Raw genomic sequence first — 15,512 nt, 5'->3', positions numbered from 1 at the left:
AGGGTCATGCCCCGACGCCTGCGCCCTCGGCAATAGGTCCATCGGCACAGTCTGCCGCACGCGCGGCGAGCTCGGCGGAGCGGACGGTCCATGTCAGGACCGGGAAGCCGCGCTTGCGATGGGCGGCGGCAAACTTGCTCGGCAGATCGCGCACGTCCCATGCAAGAAACTGGGGGCGAGCCTGCCAGAAGGCAAAGTGCAGTTTGAGCGTGGCGAGGAGCGTGCGCTTGCCCTCCTCGGTCACGACAAGGCCGTGGACCACGTGCGGCGAATGGCGACCGAACCAGCGGCAGACGCGCGGGTCGAAGCTCATGACGGCAACGGGCCCGCGATAGCCTTCAAGCCCACGGCGCACAGCCAGGCACAATGGCGCGACCCGGATTTCGCGCTTCGACTTTAGTTCGATCAGCAGCGGCGCGCGACCGGCGACAGAATCGAGGAAGGTGCGCAGGGTGGGGATGCAGTCGCTGCTGCCGGTCAGCTGAATCTTGGCCAGCGCATCGGCGCGCCGTTCGATCACCGGACCGGTTTCGGCGGTCAGGCGATCGAGGTCCCAATCGTGGAAGACCACTGCCTGACCATCAGCGGTGCGCTGGACATCGCATTCGATGCCCATGCCCCGCTCGATGGCAAGGGCGAACGCGCTGGGCGAATTTTCGGGAACGCCGGCCCCGTGCAAGCCGCGATGGGCGTAGCTCACGCCTCGCAGCCAGCCGACCCGCGCCTGATCCGGCGCGGGGACCAGAAAGCGGTCAAGCAGGGCGAACAGCAAGGACAGCATCGACTTCCACCGCAGCGCCCAAGGGCAGGACAGGCACGCCGACCGCGCTGCGGGCGTGCTTGCCAGCGTCGCCGAAAGCCGCAGCCATCAGCTCGGACGCGCCATTGGCGACCTTCGGCTGATCGGTGAAGTCCGCGGTCGAGCTGATGAACGCACCAAGCTTGACCACGCGCTCCACGCGATCGAGCGAGCCCAATGCCGCCTTGACCTGGGCGAGGATCATCAACCCGCAAGCCTGGGCGGCGGCGGTGCCATCCTCAAGGCTGACGTTCTCGCCGAGGCGGCCAGTCACCAGCTTGCCATCGATGAAGGGAAGCTGGCCCGAGACGTGGAGCAGCCCGTTCGCCTCGACCGTCGGCACATAGGCGGCAACAGGCGCGGCGGCCTGCGGCAGCGTGTGCCCGAGGGCTGCCAGCTTTGCTTCAACGGGATCGGTCACGCGTCTTCTCCATGTATTTGTTCGAGTATCCAGGGCAGTGCCGCTTCCCAGTCATCGATCCGGGCGTGGGCATGGCCGGCCTTGTGGGCGCAGTCGATATGGGGGCTGAGCAGCGGTTCGCCGCACAGGTGCAGGCGGATCACCTCGGGCGTCAGTTGCGAAACCGAATCGTGGTGCTGCGGCAGATCGTCAATGAACAGGGCGCGCGAGGGATTGTACTCGTCGAGGATCGCCTTGAGCGCAGGGCCTTTCGGCCCTTGGTTGGTGAAGACGCGAGCGTTGATGCCGACATCGGCCAGCTGGCGCGCGCGCATGTCACGGCGGTGATCGTTGAGATTGGTCAGGATCACCACGTCGGCGTCCTGCCCGACCGCGTTGATCCCGGCGACGGCACCGGCAATGGCCTGCTGGCGATACATCTCGGTATCGAAGAACTTGTTGAGCAGGTTCCAGATTTCCTGTGGCGGCACCAGCTCGCCATCCTTGGCGTAGCGCATCGCCTTGGAGAAATCGGCGCTGTCCATCTTGAAGCTGACGCCTTGGCTTTCGCCCAGCCAGTCACGGAACGGGGCGACCATGTGCAGCAGCACCTCGTCGCAATCGCTGACGATCAGGGGGCGGCTACTCATGACAATTCCTTCCGGGCGGCAATCAGGGTTTCGGGCGAGATGTCGAGCGCGAAAGCCGCGTTGACAAGGTCTGCCTCGTGATTGGCAAGAAAATCGAGAACGGCAGCGAGCATGGAGGGATCGCCAAGGCCCGCGCGCAACTCGTCGGGTGTCAGGCCAGTGAGGCTGAGGAACCGCTCGGCGCGGTCACCATCGGACAGGACCCAGCCGAGAGCCTGCAGCGCAAGGGCAGCGGCATCGATGGGGGAGGAAGGCTCGCGGATGATTGTCAGGGCCTTTCGCGGGCAATAAGGGTGGCGCCGTCAGCTTTCGAAAACAGGCGTGTCAGTGGCAAAAAGAATTCTGGTTGTCGAGGACAACGACCTCAACCGCAAGCTGTTCTGCGACTTGCTGCGCGCCAAGGGTTTCGAGGTGGAACCGGTGGCCGATGGCCGCGAGGCGATCGAGAAGACGCGCCTGTTCATGCCGCATCTGGTGATCATGGACATCCAGCTGCCGAACGTCTCGGGCATTGACCTGATCGAGGCGATCAAGGCGGACGAGGAGCTGAAGGCGATCCCGATACTTGCCGTGACGGCCTATGCCGGCAAGGGCGACGAAGAGACTATCCGCGCGGCAGGCGCCGAGGGCTATCTTGCCAAGCCGGTGTCGATCGGGCCGTTCATGGTGGCGGTGAACGCCTTGGTTTGAGAGTTACATCGCCGCCGCAACGCTGCTCGCGTGTTCGATCACGAAGGTGACGACTGTCAGGCACAGGCCGGTCATGAAGCTCTTGTAGGCGTAGGCGAGGTATTTGTACTTCTTGCGCTGCAGGACCTGCCCGTTCTGGTAGATATCGTGGAGCATGGTGCGGAACACGGTTTCGTCGGCCCGCAATTCGGACATGATTGAATCGGTCCACTCGCCCTCGTCCATATGGGTGAAGTAGCCGAAGAACAGCTTGTTGGGCTTGCCATCGTTCAGCTTTGCAGACCTGGGGTTGCTGACCGATGGCAGGACCGCGAACACCGCGCACATGGCCGAGATGAACGCAAACAGCGCCAGCACGCCCAGCGACCACGGCATTGCGCCGCTCTTCGCCTGCCCAACCGCGATGGTGAACACGAGAAACGTCGCGCCCATCAGGATCGAGGCCTTGGCATCGGCCATCTGGCTTAGCGTCAGGTTGATCTGCTGCGATGTGCGCACCAGGTGAATGGCGTGATTGGAGTATCCCGAGGGCGACGGCATCGATGGTGCGGCCAGCGGTTGCTCGGCCTGTTCCTCGACTTGTGCCATCATTCCCCCCTGCCGTTCTGTGCGCCGCTTCTGGGCGCCGTTCTGTGCGGTTATCCGTAATTCCGGGGATGACACAGAGGCAGCGTGCTTGACAAGCAGTGCCATTGGCCGCTTTTCGGCCTTAATCGTCTGGCAGGGGGCCTCTCCTGCTCCTTGGAGAAGAATTGATGGATCGCGCCGCAACCGCCGAAAAGATCGCCGAACTGATCGAACCCTTCAACAAGAAGGGCATCGCAATCACCGAAGCGACCACTTTTGCTGGCGATCTGGAATGGGATAGCCTGACCGTGATGGATTTCGTCGCGGCCATCGAGGATGACTTCGACATCATCATCAGCATGAACCAGCAGGCCGAGATCGAAACCTACGGCCAGTTGATCGATGCAGTGACGAAGCTGCAGGGATAAGCCAATGACCGATCTTTTCAGCAAGTTCGACCCACTGATCGAACAGCGCCGCGCGCTGCTGGCAGGTGGGGTGGAAGATCCGTTCAACCTCGTGATGGAACGGGTGATCAGCCCGACCGTTGCGGTGTGCAACGGGCGCGAGACGATCCTGCTCGGCACCTACAACTACATGGGCATGACCTTCGACCCCGACGTGATCGCGGCGGGCAAGCAGGCCCTCGATGATTTCGGTTCGGGCACTACGGGCAGCCGCGTGCTGAACGGAACCTATGCCGGGCACAAGGCCTGCGAAGAAGCGCTCAAGGAGTTCTATGGCATGGATCATGCCATGGTGTTCTCCACCGGCTACCAGGCCAATCTCGGCATCATCAGCACGATTGCCGGCAAGGGTGACTACATCATCCTCGACATCGACAGCCACGCTTCCATCTGGGACGGCTGCAAGATGGGCGATGCCGAAGTGGTGCCGTTCAAGCACAACGACATTGAGGCCATGGAAAAGCGCCTGAAGCGCGTGCCGGAAGGTGCGGGCAAGCTGGTGGTGTTGGAAGGCGTCTACTCGATGCTGGGCGACATCGCCCCGCTCAAGGACATGATCCGCGTTGCGAAGGAATATGGCGCGATGGTGCTGGTGGACGAGGCGCACTCGATGGGCTTCATCGGCCCCAACGGGCGCGGCGTGGCCGAGGATCAAGGGTGTCTCGAGGACGTCGATTTCGTGATCGGCACGTTCTCGAAGTCGGTCGGCACCGTCGGCGGCTTCTGCGTTTCCAACCATCCCAAGTTCGAGATCATGCGACTGGTGTGCCGTCCCTACGTGTTCACCGCCTCACTTCCGCCGAGCGTGGTGCACACGGCTGCAACGTCTATCCGCAAGCTTATGCACGCCGGAAACAAGCGGGCACACCTGTGGGAGAACTCGAAGACGCTGCACAAGGGCCTGCGCGACAAGGGCTTCCAGCTGGGCACCAGCGAAGCGCAGAGCGCGATCATTTCCGTGATCATGCCCGATCTCGAGCGGGGCGCGGCAATGTGGGAAGCGCTCCTGCACGAAGGGCTTTACGTGAACCTTGCCCGTCCCCCGGCAACGCCCGCAGGCATGACACTGCTGCGCTGTTCGCTTTGCGCCGAGCATTCTGCCGAGCAGGTCGGCAAGATCATCGGCATGTTCGAACGCGCCGGAAAGGCCGTGGGAATCATCTGATGCGGTTGGTTCTGGGAGCAGTTCTGGCTCTGGCAGCGCTTCCGGCATGGGCGCAGAACCGTCCTCCCGTTGCGCCCCCGGTGACCCCGCCGGGCGACGGAATGATCGAGAAGCCCTGCCCCACCGACACGCGCGGGCTGTTCTTCGGCCATCCCTATGTGCGCCAGTACGACTGGGCGTGGCAATGCCGCTATGCCGAGGCTGACAAGCAGTTGGCACAGACGCCGCGCGTGGTCTTCATCGGGGATTCTATCACCGAGAACTGGGTGGGCCTCGCACCGTCGCTGTTCGTCGCAGGAGCTGTCGGGCGGGGGATCAGCGGACAGACCAGCCCGCAGATACTGGTGCGGTTCTATCAGGATGTGGTCAGGCTGCGGCCCAAGGTCGTGCACATCATGATCGGTACCAACGACCTTGCGGGCAACACCGGACCGAACAGCCCCGAGATGTACACCAACCATATCGCGGCAATGGTTGATCTGGCCAAGGCGAACGGCACCGCCGTGGTGATCGGCAGCATTCTGCCAGCCGCCAAGTTCCCGTGGAAACCGGCGCTTTCGCCCGCAAGGCAGGTTGTTGCGCTGAATGCCTGGCTCAAGGACTATGCCAAGGCTCGTGGTGCGGTTTATGCCGATTACCACGCAGCGCTGGTCAATGCCGAGGGCGGGATCAATCCGGAGCTGGCACCCGATGGCATTCATCCGAACGCCAAAGGCTATGCGGTAATGGAGCCCATCGCCAAGGCGGCGATTGCCGAAGCCGAGAAGCAGGCAGCGAAGAAGCGTTAATCGGCGCCGTTGCGCTCAAGCCAGCGTGCGCGGATTGCGTCCGAGCCTTCACGGCTGCCATCGTGGCTCCAGCCCGGCTCGCGCACCAGGTACGAGAGCTTGTGCCGGAACGGCGCGTGCCAGAAATCGGCTAGCATTCCCCGCCATTCATGGAACGCGGCATGCAGCAGGTGGAAGCTGCCCAATTGCTTGACGATGCCGTAGCGGATCGCAAGATCGTCGCGCTCGCGCTGGAACGTTCCGAACAGGCGATCCCACACGATCAGCGCCCCGGCATAGTTGCGATCGAGGTAAATCGGGTTGGTGGCGTGATGAACGCGGTGGTGCGAAGGCGTGTTGAACACTGCCTCGAACCAGCGCGGCATGCGCAGGACCGCCTCGGTGTGGATCCAGAACTGGTAGATCAGGTTGGCACCGCCGACGGTGACGATCATCGCCGGATGGAAGCCGAGAAACGCCGGCCAGATGCGGAAGATGAAAGACAGGGCGAAGAAGCCGGTCCAGGTCTGCCGCAGCGCGGTCGACAGGTTGTAGTGCTGGCTCGAATGGTGATTGACGTGGCTCGCCCAGAACCAGCGCACGCGGTGTCCGGTGCGGTGAGCCCAATAGTAATTGAAGTCATCGAGCACGAAGCAGGCAATCCAAGCCCACCACGCAGACGGCACCGTTGCCACACGGTGATCGTAGAGCCACATCGCCCCAGCAAAGACGACGCCAGCCGTCAGTGCCCCGGCAACGGTGCTGCCAAGGCCCAGCGCTAGGCTGGTCAGGGTATCGCGCGGTTCGTACTTTTCGGGGGCGCTGCGTGCGGCCCAGATCATCTCGGCGAGCACCATGACAACGAAGAACGGCACCGCATAGGTGACTACATCAATCGGCTTCATGCGGCTGCTCCGAGGCGGCGGAGGCTGGCAGCCCAGACCTGCGCCTGATCGCCCAGGTCCAGTGTGACCGTGCCGAAGCGTCGGTCATCGGTGGCGATGGTAAGAAAGCGCCCATCGAGCCGCACCCCGGCGTGGCTGGTCAGCTGGCGTGTGGCGAAATGGCTGCCATGCTGGCGGATGAGCAGGACCCGGCCGAGCCCGTCGCGCGCAAGCGCACCGATGCGGGCGCGGTCGACGACGATGTCCTGAGCCTCGAAGCCGCAGATCGCATCCTCGGCCAAAGCGCGCGCTTCGTCGGCGCCGTCAATGCGGGGGTCGCCGCCGAGTTGCATGCGGCGCGCCAGCCATGCCAGCATGAGTATCGCCAGAAGCGACCCCAGCAATTGCAGAACCTTGGCCACGACCGGATTGCCCAGTGCGGTCTCGATCAGAGTGTTCACCCCCGCCCCCGGTGCGCGTTATCCGGCCTGCCCGGCGAGCATGTCGACTGTCGCCCGGATCGGCGAAATGTCATACCCGGCGCCAGCCGCCCTCGTGGCAATCTCGTCAGGGTCAAGGCCGGAGCGAGCCTGCGCGAGCGCCCAGAGCAGGGTCGAACGGGTGCCGGAGCGACAGTAGGCGAGCACGGGCGCGTCGCCCGCCTGAGCCAGCGCCGCCTGCATCGCCTCGACCTGCGGCATCGAGAAGCCGGCGTGGCTGACCGGAATCGCGACATAGGCGATTCCGGCATCGCGTGCGGCCGCTTCGATATCGGCGCCCGGAGTCTGATCGTCGGATTCACCTTCAGGACGGTTGTTGATGATCATGCCGATGCCCAGCGCCTTGGCATAGGCCACTTCGGCGAGGCCGATCTGCGGACTGGCATAAGTCTTTTCGTCGATCTTGCGAAACATCTGGTGGGTCCTGACAATCTGTTCGCCACGCTTCTGCCCAATGCTCATGCCCGGGGCAAGTACGGCGCTAGCCGCAGGCACGAGCATTGGGCAGATCGGCACAAATGCCACAGTTTTCGGGACGAATTGTGGCCGCCTTGTCGATTCCGTTAGCGGTCCTGCATTTTTGCTCTATAGTCTTGGCCGCAAAGGTAAGGTCCGGCCTCTTGAGTCCGGCACTGATTCCCTCGTCGCGCCGCCGGTTCCCGCGTCCGGCCTGCGGTGCCGTGAAGGTTGGGGCGGATTGAAGGTCTATTGATTTCTATGGGTTTTGACAGAGGGCGGCGCGGTCGCGGCAGAGACAAGCGCGACGGATTCGGCGACGAAGGCGGTTTTGATCCCTACGGCGGCGGCGGTGGCGGCTTTGGCGGCGGCGGTTATGGTGACCGTGGCGGCTTTGGCGGCGGCGATCGCTTTGGCGGCGGCGGCGGACGTGGCGGCTTCGGCGGCGGTGATCGCGGCGGCTTCGGCGGTGGTGATCGCGGCGGCTTCGGCGGCGGCGATCGCGGCGGCTTCGGCGGCGGTGGTCCGCGCGGCGGCGGTGGCGGCTTCGGCGGCGGTCGTGGCGGCGGTATGCCTGCCCAGGTTGTCGGCACCGGCAAGGGTGTCGTCAAGTTCTTCAACGGCCAGAAGGGCTTCGGCTTCATCTCGCGCGAAGACGGTGGTGAGGACGTGTTCGTCCACATCAGCGCAGTCGAGCGTGCCGGCCTTGAAGGCTTGGCTGAAGGCCAGACGCTGGAATTCAACCTCGTCGACCGTGGTGGCAAGATTTCTGCTGCAGACCTTCAGGTCGTGGGCGATGTCATCCCCGTGGCTTCGAAGCCCGCTGCCCCGCAGCGCGAGCTGACTGGCGAAAAGGCCACCGGCACGGTCAAGTTCTTCAACGCGATGAAGGGCTTCGGCTTCATCACTCGCGATGACGGCCAACCCGACGCATTCGTGCACATCAGCGCCGTCGAACGCTCGGGCCTGCGCGAGCTGAACGAAGGCGACAAGCTGGAATTCGACCTCGAGGTCGATCGACGAGGCAAGCACTCGGCGGTCAACCTGGTGCCGATTCAGGGTTGATCCCGATTGCATCGCTTCCGGTAGTCTGACCGGCGGCCTGCAACCACATACGCGCACAGATGGCGGTCCTGAAGGGCCGCCATTTGTCGTTTGTCGATTCCCCTTTTTCTATCTGGCTCGCGCAGTATTGTTGCGCCATCTGGAAACATTCGTGACTGAACAGGAGAGTTCTATGTCGATCACCCCGCTGATGCCCGTGTACCCCCGGTGCGGCGTGCGTCCGGTGCGAGGCGAGCATTGCCACCTGATTTCCGAAGATGGCACGCGCTACCTCGATTTTGCCAGCGGCATCGCAGTGAACCTGCTCGGTCATTCGAACGAACACCTGATCGGCGCGATCCAGAAACAGGCTGCGACGCTGATGCATGTGTCGAATCTCTACGGCAGCCCGCAGGGTGAACATCTCGCCCAGCGCCTGGTCGACCTGACCTTTGCCGACACCGTGTTCTTCACGAACTCGGGCGCCGAGGCTGTCGAGTGCGCGATCAAGACCGCGCGCGCCTATCACTCGGCCGTGGGCAATGACCACAAGTACGAGCTGATCACTTTCAAGAACGCCTTCCATGGCCGCACGATGGCCACGATCAGTGCCTCCAATCAGGAGAAGATGCACAAGGGCTTCCTGCCGCTGCTCGAAGGCTTCAAGTACGTCGACTTCGACGACCTCGAAGGCGCCAAGGCAGCAATGGGTCCGAACACCGCCGGCTTCCTGGTCGAGCCCATCCAGGGCGAAGGCGGCATCCGCGATGCCTCGGACGAGTTCCTCAAGGGCCTGCGCACGCTGTGCGACGAACATGACCTCGTGCTGATCTTCGATGAAGTGCAGTGCGGTGTTGCCCGCACCGGCACGCTCTATGCCTACGAACAGTATGGCATCACGCCTGACGTGATGGCGACTGCCAAGGGCATCGGCGGCGGCTTCCCGATGGGTGCTTGCCTCGCCACGGAAAAGGCGGCGCGCGGCATGGTCGCCGGCACGCACGGCAGCACCTATGGCGGCAACCCGCTGGCCATGGCAGCCGGCGAAGCTGTGCTCGATGTGGTCGCCAACGAGGAATTCCTCAGCGAAGTGCGTGCCAAGGGTGAGCGGCTGCGCGGCCGTATTGAACAGTTCATCGGCAACTACCCTGACCTGTTCATCGGCGTTCGCGGGCGTGGCCTGATGCTCGGCCTCATGATGAAGGTCGAACCGCGTCCGTTCGTCGCCCACATGCGCGACAACCACCAGCTGCTGACCGTTTCGGCAGGCGACAACACCGTCCGGGTGATCCCGCCGCTTGTGATCGACGACAGCCACATCGACGAATTCATGGAGCGTCTTTCAGCCGCTGCGGCCAGCTACGCGCCGGAGGCGCCGGTTACATGACCAAGCACTTCCTGAACCTCACCGATGCTGGCGGCGTTTCCATCGCCGCCATGCTGAATGACGCGATAGACCGGAAGGCTGTGCGCGCCGCTCTTCCCAAGGGCCAGCCAGACGCAGACGCGCCACTGGCCGGTCGCGTGCTGGCCATGGTGTTCGAAAAGAATTCCACGCGCACCCGCGTGTCGTTCGACATTGCCATGCGCCAACTTGGCGGTTCGGCGCTGATCCTCGATGCGGGTACCACCCAGCTCGGCCGCGGCGAGACGATCGCCGACACGGCGCGTGTGCTCAGCCGCATGGCAGACGCCATCATGCTGCGCACCGACGACCATGCCAAGGTCGAGGAACTGGCCCGCTATGCCAGCGTTCCGGTGATCAATGGCCTCACCGACCTGTCCCACCCCTGCCAGATCATGGCGGACCTGCTCACCGTGATCGAGCATGGCAAGGCCCTGCCCGGCCTGGAGGTCGCCTGGCTGGGCGATGGCAACAACGTGCTCAACTCGATCGTCGAAGCGGCCGGACTGTTGAAGTTCAACGTGCGCATCGGCGTGCCGGAAGGTTATGAATCTGACGCTGCGATGATCGAGGCGGCAAAGCTGGCTGGCGGCGGCATCCGTGTGGTCCGCGATCCGGTAAAGGCTGTTCGCGGAGCCGACGTTGTCGTCACCGACACGTGGATTTCGATGGGCCAGGCCCATGCCGAAGCCAAGCTGGCGGCAATGGAACCTTATCAGGTGAACGATGCGCTTATGGCCCACGCCAAGCCCGACGCCCTGTTCCTGCATTGTCTGCCCGCGCATCGCAACGAGGAGGTCACGGACTCCGTGATCGACGGCCCTCGCTCGGTCGTGTGGGATGAGGCCGAGAACCGCATTCATGCGCAGAAGTCTGTGCTGCGCTGGGTGTTCGGCCAGATTTGAAGGATGTGAAGTCAAGTGAGTGAACAGGTCCAGCCGTCCACCGGTTTCGATACGGTGATGCAGTTCACCCTGCCGCACAAGAATGCGCGCGGCCGGGCAGTGCGGCTGGGCCCGGTTCTCGACACGATCCTGTCTGCCCATGCCTATCCTGCGCCGATCCGCCACCTGCTGGCCGAAGCGCTGACGATCACCGCCCTGCTGGGATCACTGCTGAAGGGCGACGACAGCCAATTGACGCTGCAGGCGCAGACGCAAGACGGCATCGTCGACCTCTTGGTCTGCGACTATCGCAATGGCGAGCTGCGTGGCTACGTCCGGCATGACCGGGCACGGTTGGACGAGTTGGGTCCGGTGCCGTCGCTCTTCTCCCTGTTCGGCGAAGGATACTTGGCGATCACCTTTGACCTTGCCGCAACCGGGCAGCGTTATCAGGGCGTCGTGCCGCTTGAGGGCAATTCGCTGGCAGAAGCGTGCCAGAGCTATTTCTTTCAGTCCGAACAAATACCCACGCTGATTCGTATCGGCGTCAGCAACACCCCTGGCGCATGCGTCGCAGGGGGCCTGCTGCTACAGCACCTGCCAGAAGGCGAGGAAGGCCGCGAGCGTCTGCATGTGCAGCTGGACCATCCCGAGTGGGAGCACGTCTCCGTCCTCGGTGGCTCGATCAGCGAGGCAGAGCTGGTTGATCCGGCGCTCGACCTCGAAAGCGTAGTGTGGCGCCTGTTCCACGAGGAGCCGGAAATCCGGGCCGAGACCGGTACGGCCCTCACCCGCGGTTGCCGCTGCACGATCGAACATTATCGCGACATCTTGTCCCGCTTTGCCGCATCCGAGCGCGCGGAGATGGAGAATGACGACGGGCTCATCGTGGTGGATTGCGCGTTCTGTTCGCGGGAATTTGCGATCGAACTGGACTGACAATCAGGCCTTGACCTAAAATGTGACAGTACTTTTCACATTTGGTCGCGCACTGTGACCGTTCCGTCGCGCGAAACACCGTGATAAGATCAAGCATTGAGTGAGCAACGGCACAGACGCCGGCGCTCATGGGTGCGAGTGGAGCTTCATGTCATCACGTCTGGTCCCGCTTCGCGGCCTCGGTCGCGCCACAGTCCTGTCTGCCATTGCGGCTGGAGCCTTCGCCGCGACGTCGGGCGTCGCGCAAGGGCCTGCCCTTGCCATGCTTGATCGGTTGGAGCCGGGTCTGTGGGAAGTGCGCGCCCGCGATGAGTCCGATACCGTGCAGCTATGCGTGGACAATGGCCGGAAGCTTATCCAGGTGCGCCACCGTGGCGAGGCTTGCCGGCGGTTTGTCATCGACGATGCGCCGAATATGGTGACGGTGCAGTACACCTGCCCGGCCGGTGGCTATGGCCACACCCGGGTCCGCTTCGAGAACCCGCGCCTTGCACAACTGGAAACGCAGGGGATCGACAACGGCCTGCCGTTCAACTTCGTCGCCGAAGCACGGCGTCTCGGTCCCTGCCCACGTTGAGACAGGAAGCATAAAGTTACGCGCGAGACCATTGCATCGGGCCGACGGCACGGCTAGCCCATTGGCAATGTTGCAAAGCCCTGAAGTCGCCCAAGCTCCTCTCGCAGTCGTTCTCCTTTCGGGCGGACTCGATTCGATGGTTTGCGCAGGGCTGGCCAAGGAGCAGGGATTCCGCGTTCTTGCGCTGACGATTGATTACAACCAGCGGCACCGCATTGAGCTCGACGCGGCGCGCGTGATCGCAGAGCGCGTCGGCGTGGAACGCCACGTCATCCTGCCACTGGACTTGCGCCAGTTCGGCGGTTCTGCGCTGACTGCGGATATCGACGTGCCCAAGGACGGCGTGGGAGACGACATCCCGGTGACCTATGTCCCGGCCCGTAACCTCGTGTTTCTGTCGCTCGCCCTGGCTTGGGCAGAAGCTGCTGGCTCGAAGGACCTGTTCATCGGGGTGAACGCCCTGGACTATTCAGGCTACCCCGATTGCCGGCCGGAGTTCGTGCAGGGCTTCGAAGGCCTGGCGCGGATCGCCACCAAGATCGGCAGCGAGGGTGGGACAGTAACTGTCCATGCCCCGCTCCAACACCTCAAGAAATCACGGATCGCGCAGGAAGCAGCGCGACTGGGGCTCGATGCTGGCCAGAGCTGGTCCTGCTACGATCCCCTGACCGATGGGAGAGCCTGCGGCGTATGCGACAGTTGTCGCCTGCGACGCGCAGGGTTTGAAGAGGCAGGCCTGAATGACGGAACCCGGTACAGCGACTAGCACGGACCCGACGCACCCTCAGGAACAGGAAGCGACTGCGTACAGCTGGTACGTCTTGAGCATTCTGGTGCTAGTCTACGTCCTAAATTTCGTTGACCGGCAGATCCTTTCGATCCTGGCCAACGATATCAAGAAGGACCTGTCGCTTACCGACGCGGACCTCGGCTTCCTTTACGGAACCGCCTTTGCAGTGTTTTACTCGCTGTTCGGCATTCCCCTCGGCCGTCTCGCCGACAGCTGGCATAGAGTCCGCCTGATGAGTGCCGGACTCGCGTTGTGGTCACTGATGACAGCGGTCTCGGGCCTGTCTCGGACCGGGGGACAACTCACCGCCGCGCGCATCGGCGTCGGTGTAGGAGAGGCGACGGCGAGCCCGGCGGCCTATTCCCTGATTTCGGACTACTTCCCGCAAAGGCTGCGCGCAACCGCCTTGTCGATCTACTCCTCCGGGTTGTTCCTGGGGGGCGGCCTGTCCCTGCTGGTGGGGGGCCTTATCGTCGAGCAATGGAACGCGGCGTACCCCGCAGGAGGCCCCTTCGGCCTTGTTGGCTGGCAGGCAGCCTTCATGGCCGTTGGCCTGCCCGGAGTGCTTCTGGCCTTGCTCGTTGCCACCCTGCGCGAACCCATACGCGGCGCCATCGACGGACTGCCAACGCCCAGCGTGGAGCGCCCTTTCAAGGGATTTTTCGCAGAACTCGTCACGGTGATCCCGCCGTTGACGCTGATCGGCGCTGCGCGGCGCGGCGCCATGGCCCTGATCGCCAATCTCGCGGTGGCCGTGGTCATTGCCGGCGGGGTCTACGCACTTACCATGCTGCTGGGACGACCGACGCGTCAGCAATGGATCTTCGTGGGGGTTGGCCTTTACGCGGTCTACAGTTGGGCAAGCGCCTTGCGGGCGCGCGACCTGCCAACCTTCCGCCTGATCTGGGGAACCCCTGCATTCCTGTGCACGACGCTTGGATACGGCATGGTGGCGTTCACTTCGTACGCCACGTCCTACTGGGCCGCTCCTTACGCCGAGCGCGTGTTCGCCATTGCCAAAGGTGACCTTGGATGGTTCATCGGCGCGCCCGGTGCCTTGGCCGGGTTCCTCGGCGTGATCATTGGTGGCCGCATTGCCGACCATCTGTACAAACGACATTCTGCCGGGCGGATCATGGTGACCTTGTTCGGGCTGATTGCGCCTATCGTCCCAATGGTCATTGCCTTCCGGACCGACAGCTTCGCAACTTTCGTAGCCATGCTGTTTGTGGCGCAGACGATGTCGAGCAGCGCGCTGGGCGGTGCCGCGGCAACCAGTCAATCCCTGGTCTTGCCGCGCATGCGGGGCACTGCCACGGCCACGTTCTTCCTCGCCACGACACTGGTCGGTCTCGCGCTCGGGCCGTTCATGGCGGGCTACGTGTCGGCGACCAACGGCGATGATCTGTCGCTCGGCGTGCTGTCCACGCTTGCGGCAGCGCCGATCGGGCTGGTTCTTCTCATCGTGGCAATTCGCAGTGTCCCCGGAGCGCTGGCCAGCCTCGATCAGCGGGCACGCGCAGCCGGGGAAACCCTCGCCTGATCAGGCGCCCTGGGTAAGTACACCACAGGCAACGCGGCCCCCGCTATTGCCGCTGGGGTCGGTCTTGTAATCGTCCGGCCCGGCGTGGACGACGATGGCGGTGCCATCGGTATCGAACAGGCTGGCCAGCACCGTGGCGGCTGTACCGCTGAGGGGCGCGCTCAACGTCCCGGTCCCGTCAGCTGCAACGGTGATGTTCGGAAGATCCCCCAGGTGCGGGCCGGCGGGGTTCATCGTGCCATGTTGGTGAGCGGTGGGATTCAAATGACCACCGGCCGATGTGAAGTCCGGAGCCTCGCACTTTCCGGTCGTATGCATGTGGATCCCATGCTGCCCGGCCGACATTCCCCGCACATCAGCAACGAGCGAGAGCGCAGTCCCCGACTGCTCGATCCTGACAGTGCCTACCGAAGCGCCCGCAGCGTCTGAAAGCGTAGCCCGTGCCAGCGTCGATGTCTGGTCCGCCTGGTCCATCGTTGCACATGCGCCCAGCAGAAGCGAGCAGGCGAGAGGCAGGATTGCGGCCTTGGATAGCATTACAACGGTCTCCGATCAGTTGGCGCCCTAGCTCATAACGAAAAAGGGGCCGGATTTCTCCGACCCCTCGTTCTTTTTCCGGCAAAGCCGAAGCTTACATGCCCGAACCCGGACCGTACGTGATTTCCACGCGACGGTTCTGAAGTTCGCGAACGCCGTCGGCGGTCGGAACGCGGTTGTTGCTTTCGCCGAATGCCTGGCTGGTGATCGAGCCATCCGGAATGCCATGCGAGGTGAGGTACGAACGGACCGACACGTTGCGGCGCTCCGAAAGGGCCTGGTTGTACTTCACGGTACCCGAACGGTCGGCATAACCGGCCAGCATGATCGGAACGCTCGCGCAGTTGCCGTAGGCGGTAACCGCGTTGTCGAGGATCGTAGCCGCCTCAGGCGTGATGTCCGACTTATCCCAGTCGAAGAACACGATGTACGGCCCCTTGTTGCAGAC

Annotated in this window: 21 protein-coding genes; 11 read left to right on the top strand and 10 right to left on the bottom strand. The window is 63.4% G+C overall.

What is annotated here, in order from left to right:
- Positions 1-4: 4 nt before the first annotated feature.
- From NJ75_RS06085 to NJ75_RS06070, 4 genes are read right to left on the bottom strand one after another with little or no spacing between them, the layout of a single operon-like run.
- Positions 5-781 (bottom strand): glycerophosphodiester phosphodiesterase family protein, encoded by a 777-nt coding sequence (locus NJ75_RS06085; protein ID WP_039332493.1) that lies wholly within the window; start codon positions 779-781, stop codon positions 5-7.
- Positions 753-1,220 carry a RidA family protein gene (locus tag NJ75_RS06080; protein WP_039332489.1) on the bottom strand — a complete coding sequence of 156 codons (468 nt, stop codon included), beginning with the start codon at positions 1,218-1,220 and terminating at the stop codon, positions 753-755. The genes NJ75_RS06085 and NJ75_RS06080 overlap by 29 nt, the downstream gene beginning before the upstream one ends.
- Positions 1,217-1,849, bottom strand: a complete 633-nt coding sequence (locus tag NJ75_RS06075; RefSeq protein ID WP_039332486.1) for a hypothetical protein — start codon at positions 1,847-1,849, stop codon at positions 1,217-1,219. The genes NJ75_RS06080 and NJ75_RS06075 overlap by 4 nt, the downstream gene beginning before the upstream one ends.
- A complete protein-coding gene (locus tag NJ75_RS06070; protein ID WP_322788216.1) occupies positions 1,846-2,049 on the bottom strand; it encodes a DUF3572 family protein in 204 nt (67 codons plus the stop codon). The genes NJ75_RS06075 and NJ75_RS06070 overlap by 4 nt, the downstream gene beginning before the upstream one ends.
- Before the next feature lie 127 nt (positions 2,050-2,176).
- Between NJ75_RS06070 and NJ75_RS06065 the strand changes: the two genes are divergently transcribed.
- The gene (locus NJ75_RS06065) at positions 2,177-2,539 is read left to right on the top strand and encodes a response regulator (protein ID WP_039332483.1); all 363 of its coding nucleotides are present in this window, start codon (positions 2,177-2,179) and stop codon (positions 2,537-2,539) included.
- A gap of 3 nt (positions 2,540-2,542) precedes the next feature.
- Here the strand turns inward: NJ75_RS06065 and NJ75_RS06060 are convergent, their stop codons facing one another.
- Positions 2,543-3,127 (bottom strand): Pycsar system effector family protein, encoded by a 585-nt coding sequence (locus NJ75_RS06060; RefSeq protein WP_039332482.1) that lies wholly within the window; start codon positions 3,125-3,127, stop codon positions 2,543-2,545.
- Between the two features lie 167 nt (positions 3,128-3,294).
- Here NJ75_RS06060 and NJ75_RS06055 point away from each other — a divergent pair, with 167 nt between their 5' ends.
- Genes NJ75_RS06055 through NJ75_RS06045 form a run of 3 tightly spaced genes read left to right on the top strand, consistent with a single transcriptional unit; the run spans position 3,295 to position 5,526 of the window.
- The gene (locus NJ75_RS06055) at positions 3,295-3,534 is read left to right on the top strand and encodes an acyl carrier protein (protein ID WP_039332481.1); all 240 of its coding nucleotides are present in this window, start codon (positions 3,295-3,297) and stop codon (positions 3,532-3,534) included.
- A gap of 4 nt (positions 3,535-3,538) precedes the next feature.
- Complete coding sequence (gene spt, locus NJ75_RS06050; RefSeq protein ID WP_039332480.1) at positions 3,539-4,738, top strand: serine palmitoyltransferase; 1,200 nt, start codon at positions 3,539-3,541, stop codon at positions 4,736-4,738.
- On the top strand, positions 4,738-5,526 hold the full coding sequence (locus tag NJ75_RS06045; protein ID WP_052242101.1) for a GDSL-type esterase/lipase family protein: 789 nt from the start codon (positions 4,738-4,740) through the stop codon (positions 5,524-5,526). Before spt ends, NJ75_RS06045 begins: the two co-directional genes overlap by 1 nt.
- Here NJ75_RS06045 and NJ75_RS06040 read toward each other — a convergent pair.
- Genes NJ75_RS06040 through NJ75_RS06030 form a run of 3 tightly spaced genes read right to left on the bottom strand, consistent with a single transcriptional unit; the run spans position 5,523 to position 7,303 of the window.
- Entirely contained in the window at positions 5,523-6,410 is an 888-nt protein-coding gene (locus NJ75_RS06040; protein WP_039332479.1) for a sterol desaturase family protein, read from the bottom strand. The genes NJ75_RS06045 and NJ75_RS06040 overlap by 4 nt on opposite strands.
- Positions 6,407-6,850: a hypothetical protein gene (locus NJ75_RS06035; protein WP_236727075.1), complete on the bottom strand. Its 444-nt coding sequence runs from the start codon at positions 6,848-6,850 to the stop codon at positions 6,407-6,409. The genes NJ75_RS06040 and NJ75_RS06035 overlap by 4 nt, the downstream gene beginning before the upstream one ends.
- Positions 6,851-6,868: 18 nt before the next feature.
- Entirely contained in the window at positions 6,869-7,303 is a 435-nt protein-coding gene (locus NJ75_RS06030) for a protein tyrosine phosphatase family protein (RefSeq protein WP_039332860.1), read from the bottom strand.
- A 303-nt stretch (positions 7,304-7,606) separates the two neighbouring features.
- Between NJ75_RS06030 and NJ75_RS25360 the strand changes: the two genes are divergently transcribed.
- The 7 genes from NJ75_RS25360 (at position 7,607) to NJ75_RS05995 (ending at position 14,527) form a co-directional block, all read left to right on the top strand.
- Positions 7,607-8,410: a cold-shock protein gene (locus tag NJ75_RS25360; RefSeq protein WP_039332478.1), complete on the top strand. Its 804-nt coding sequence runs from the start codon at positions 7,607-7,609 to the stop codon at positions 8,408-8,410.
- Between the two features lie 172 nt (positions 8,411-8,582).
- Positions 8,583-9,776 (top strand): aspartate aminotransferase family protein, encoded by a 1,194-nt coding sequence (locus NJ75_RS06020; protein ID WP_039332477.1) that lies wholly within the window; start codon positions 8,583-8,585, stop codon positions 9,774-9,776.
- Positions 9,773-10,699, top strand: coding sequence for an ornithine carbamoyltransferase (gene argF / locus NJ75_RS06015; protein WP_039332473.1), 927 nt, complete (start codon positions 9,773-9,775; stop codon positions 10,697-10,699). The genes NJ75_RS06020 and argF overlap by 4 nt, the downstream gene beginning before the upstream one ends.
- A gap of 57 nt (positions 10,700-10,756) precedes the next feature.
- Entirely contained in the window at positions 10,757-11,617 is an 861-nt protein-coding gene (hslO, locus tag NJ75_RS06010) for an Hsp33 family molecular chaperone HslO (RefSeq protein WP_052242148.1), read from the top strand.
- Between the two features lie 148 nt (positions 11,618-11,765).
- Positions 11,766-12,194, top strand: coding sequence for a DUF3617 domain-containing protein (locus tag NJ75_RS06005; protein ID WP_236727074.1), 429 nt, complete (start codon positions 11,766-11,768; stop codon positions 12,192-12,194).
- Between the two features lie 67 nt (positions 12,195-12,261).
- The gene (gene queC, locus NJ75_RS06000; RefSeq protein ID WP_039332470.1) at positions 12,262-12,960 is read left to right on the top strand and encodes a 7-cyano-7-deazaguanine synthase QueC; all 699 of its coding nucleotides are present in this window, start codon (positions 12,262-12,264) and stop codon (positions 12,958-12,960) included.
- Entirely contained in the window at positions 12,935-14,527 is a 1,593-nt protein-coding gene (locus NJ75_RS05995; protein ID WP_039332468.1) for an MFS transporter, read from the top strand. Before queC ends, NJ75_RS05995 begins: the two co-directional genes overlap by 26 nt.
- On the opposite strand, the gene NJ75_RS05990 is transcribed toward NJ75_RS05995, so the two are convergent.
- Both NJ75_RS05990 and NJ75_RS05985 read right to left on the bottom strand, forming a co-directional pair.
- Complete coding sequence (locus tag NJ75_RS05990; protein ID WP_039332466.1) at positions 14,528-15,064, bottom strand: superoxide dismutase family protein; 537 nt, start codon at positions 15,062-15,064, stop codon at positions 14,528-14,530.
- A 94-nt stretch (positions 15,065-15,158) separates the two neighbouring features.
- On the bottom strand, positions 15,159-15,512 hold a 354-nt coding region (locus NJ75_RS05985), incomplete at its 5' end, for an OmpA family protein (RefSeq protein WP_039332464.1).

It is taken from the genome of Novosphingobium subterraneum (assembly GCF_000807925.1).
GTDB classification, from domain to species: domain Bacteria; phylum Pseudomonadota; class Alphaproteobacteria; order Sphingomonadales; family Sphingomonadaceae; genus Novosphingobium; species Novosphingobium subterraneum.
This window is presented reverse-complemented; position numbering and strand designations above follow the sequence as displayed.

Excerpts from the sequence above, each read along its gene's own strand:
- NJ75_RS06085 (WP_039332493.1), bottom strand. The coding sequence starts at position 781 with ATGCTGTCCTTGCTGTTCGCCCTGCTTGACCGCTTTCTGGTCCCCGCG.
- NJ75_RS06075 (WP_039332486.1), bottom strand. The coding sequence starts at position 1,849 with ATGAGTAGCCGCCCCCTGATCGTCAGCGATTGCGACGAGGTGCTGCTG.
- NJ75_RS06060 (WP_039332482.1), bottom strand. The coding sequence starts at position 3,127 with ATGGCACAAGTCGAGGAACAGGCCGAGCAACCGCTGGCCGCACCATCG.
- NJ75_RS06055 (WP_039332481.1), top strand. The coding sequence starts at position 3,295 with ATGGATCGCGCCGCAACCGCCGAAAAGATCGCCGAACTGATCGAACCC.
- spt (WP_039332480.1), top strand. The coding sequence starts at position 3,539 with ATGACCGATCTTTTCAGCAAGTTCGACCCACTGATCGAACAGCGCCGC.
- NJ75_RS06045 (WP_052242101.1), top strand. The coding sequence starts at position 4,738 with ATGCGGTTGGTTCTGGGAGCAGTTCTGGCTCTGGCAGCGCTTCCGGCA.
- NJ75_RS06040 (WP_039332479.1), bottom strand. The coding sequence starts at position 6,410 with ATGAAGCCGATTGATGTAGTCACCTATGCGGTGCCGTTCTTCGTTGTC.
- NJ75_RS06030 (WP_039332860.1), bottom strand. The coding sequence starts at position 7,303 with ATGTTTCGCAAGATCGACGAAAAGACTTATGCCAGTCCGCAGATCGGC.
- NJ75_RS25360 (WP_039332478.1), top strand. The coding sequence starts at position 7,607 with ATGGGTTTTGACAGAGGGCGGCGCGGTCGCGGCAGAGACAAGCGCGAC.
- NJ75_RS06020 (WP_039332477.1), top strand. The coding sequence starts at position 8,583 with ATGTCGATCACCCCGCTGATGCCCGTGTACCCCCGGTGCGGCGTGCGT.
- argF (WP_039332473.1), top strand. The coding sequence starts at position 9,773 with ATGACCAAGCACTTCCTGAACCTCACCGATGCTGGCGGCGTTTCCATC.
- hslO (WP_052242148.1), top strand. The coding sequence starts at position 10,757 with ATGCAGTTCACCCTGCCGCACAAGAATGCGCGCGGCCGGGCAGTGCGG.
- NJ75_RS06005 (WP_236727074.1), top strand. The coding sequence starts at position 11,766 with ATGTCATCACGTCTGGTCCCGCTTCGCGGCCTCGGTCGCGCCACAGTC.
- queC (WP_039332470.1), top strand. The coding sequence starts at position 12,262 with ATGTTGCAAAGCCCTGAAGTCGCCCAAGCTCCTCTCGCAGTCGTTCTC.
- NJ75_RS05995 (WP_039332468.1), top strand. The coding sequence starts at position 12,935 with ATGACGGAACCCGGTACAGCGACTAGCACGGACCCGACGCACCCTCAG.
- NJ75_RS05990 (WP_039332466.1), bottom strand. The coding sequence starts at position 15,064 with ATGCTATCCAAGGCCGCAATCCTGCCTCTCGCCTGCTCGCTTCTGCTG.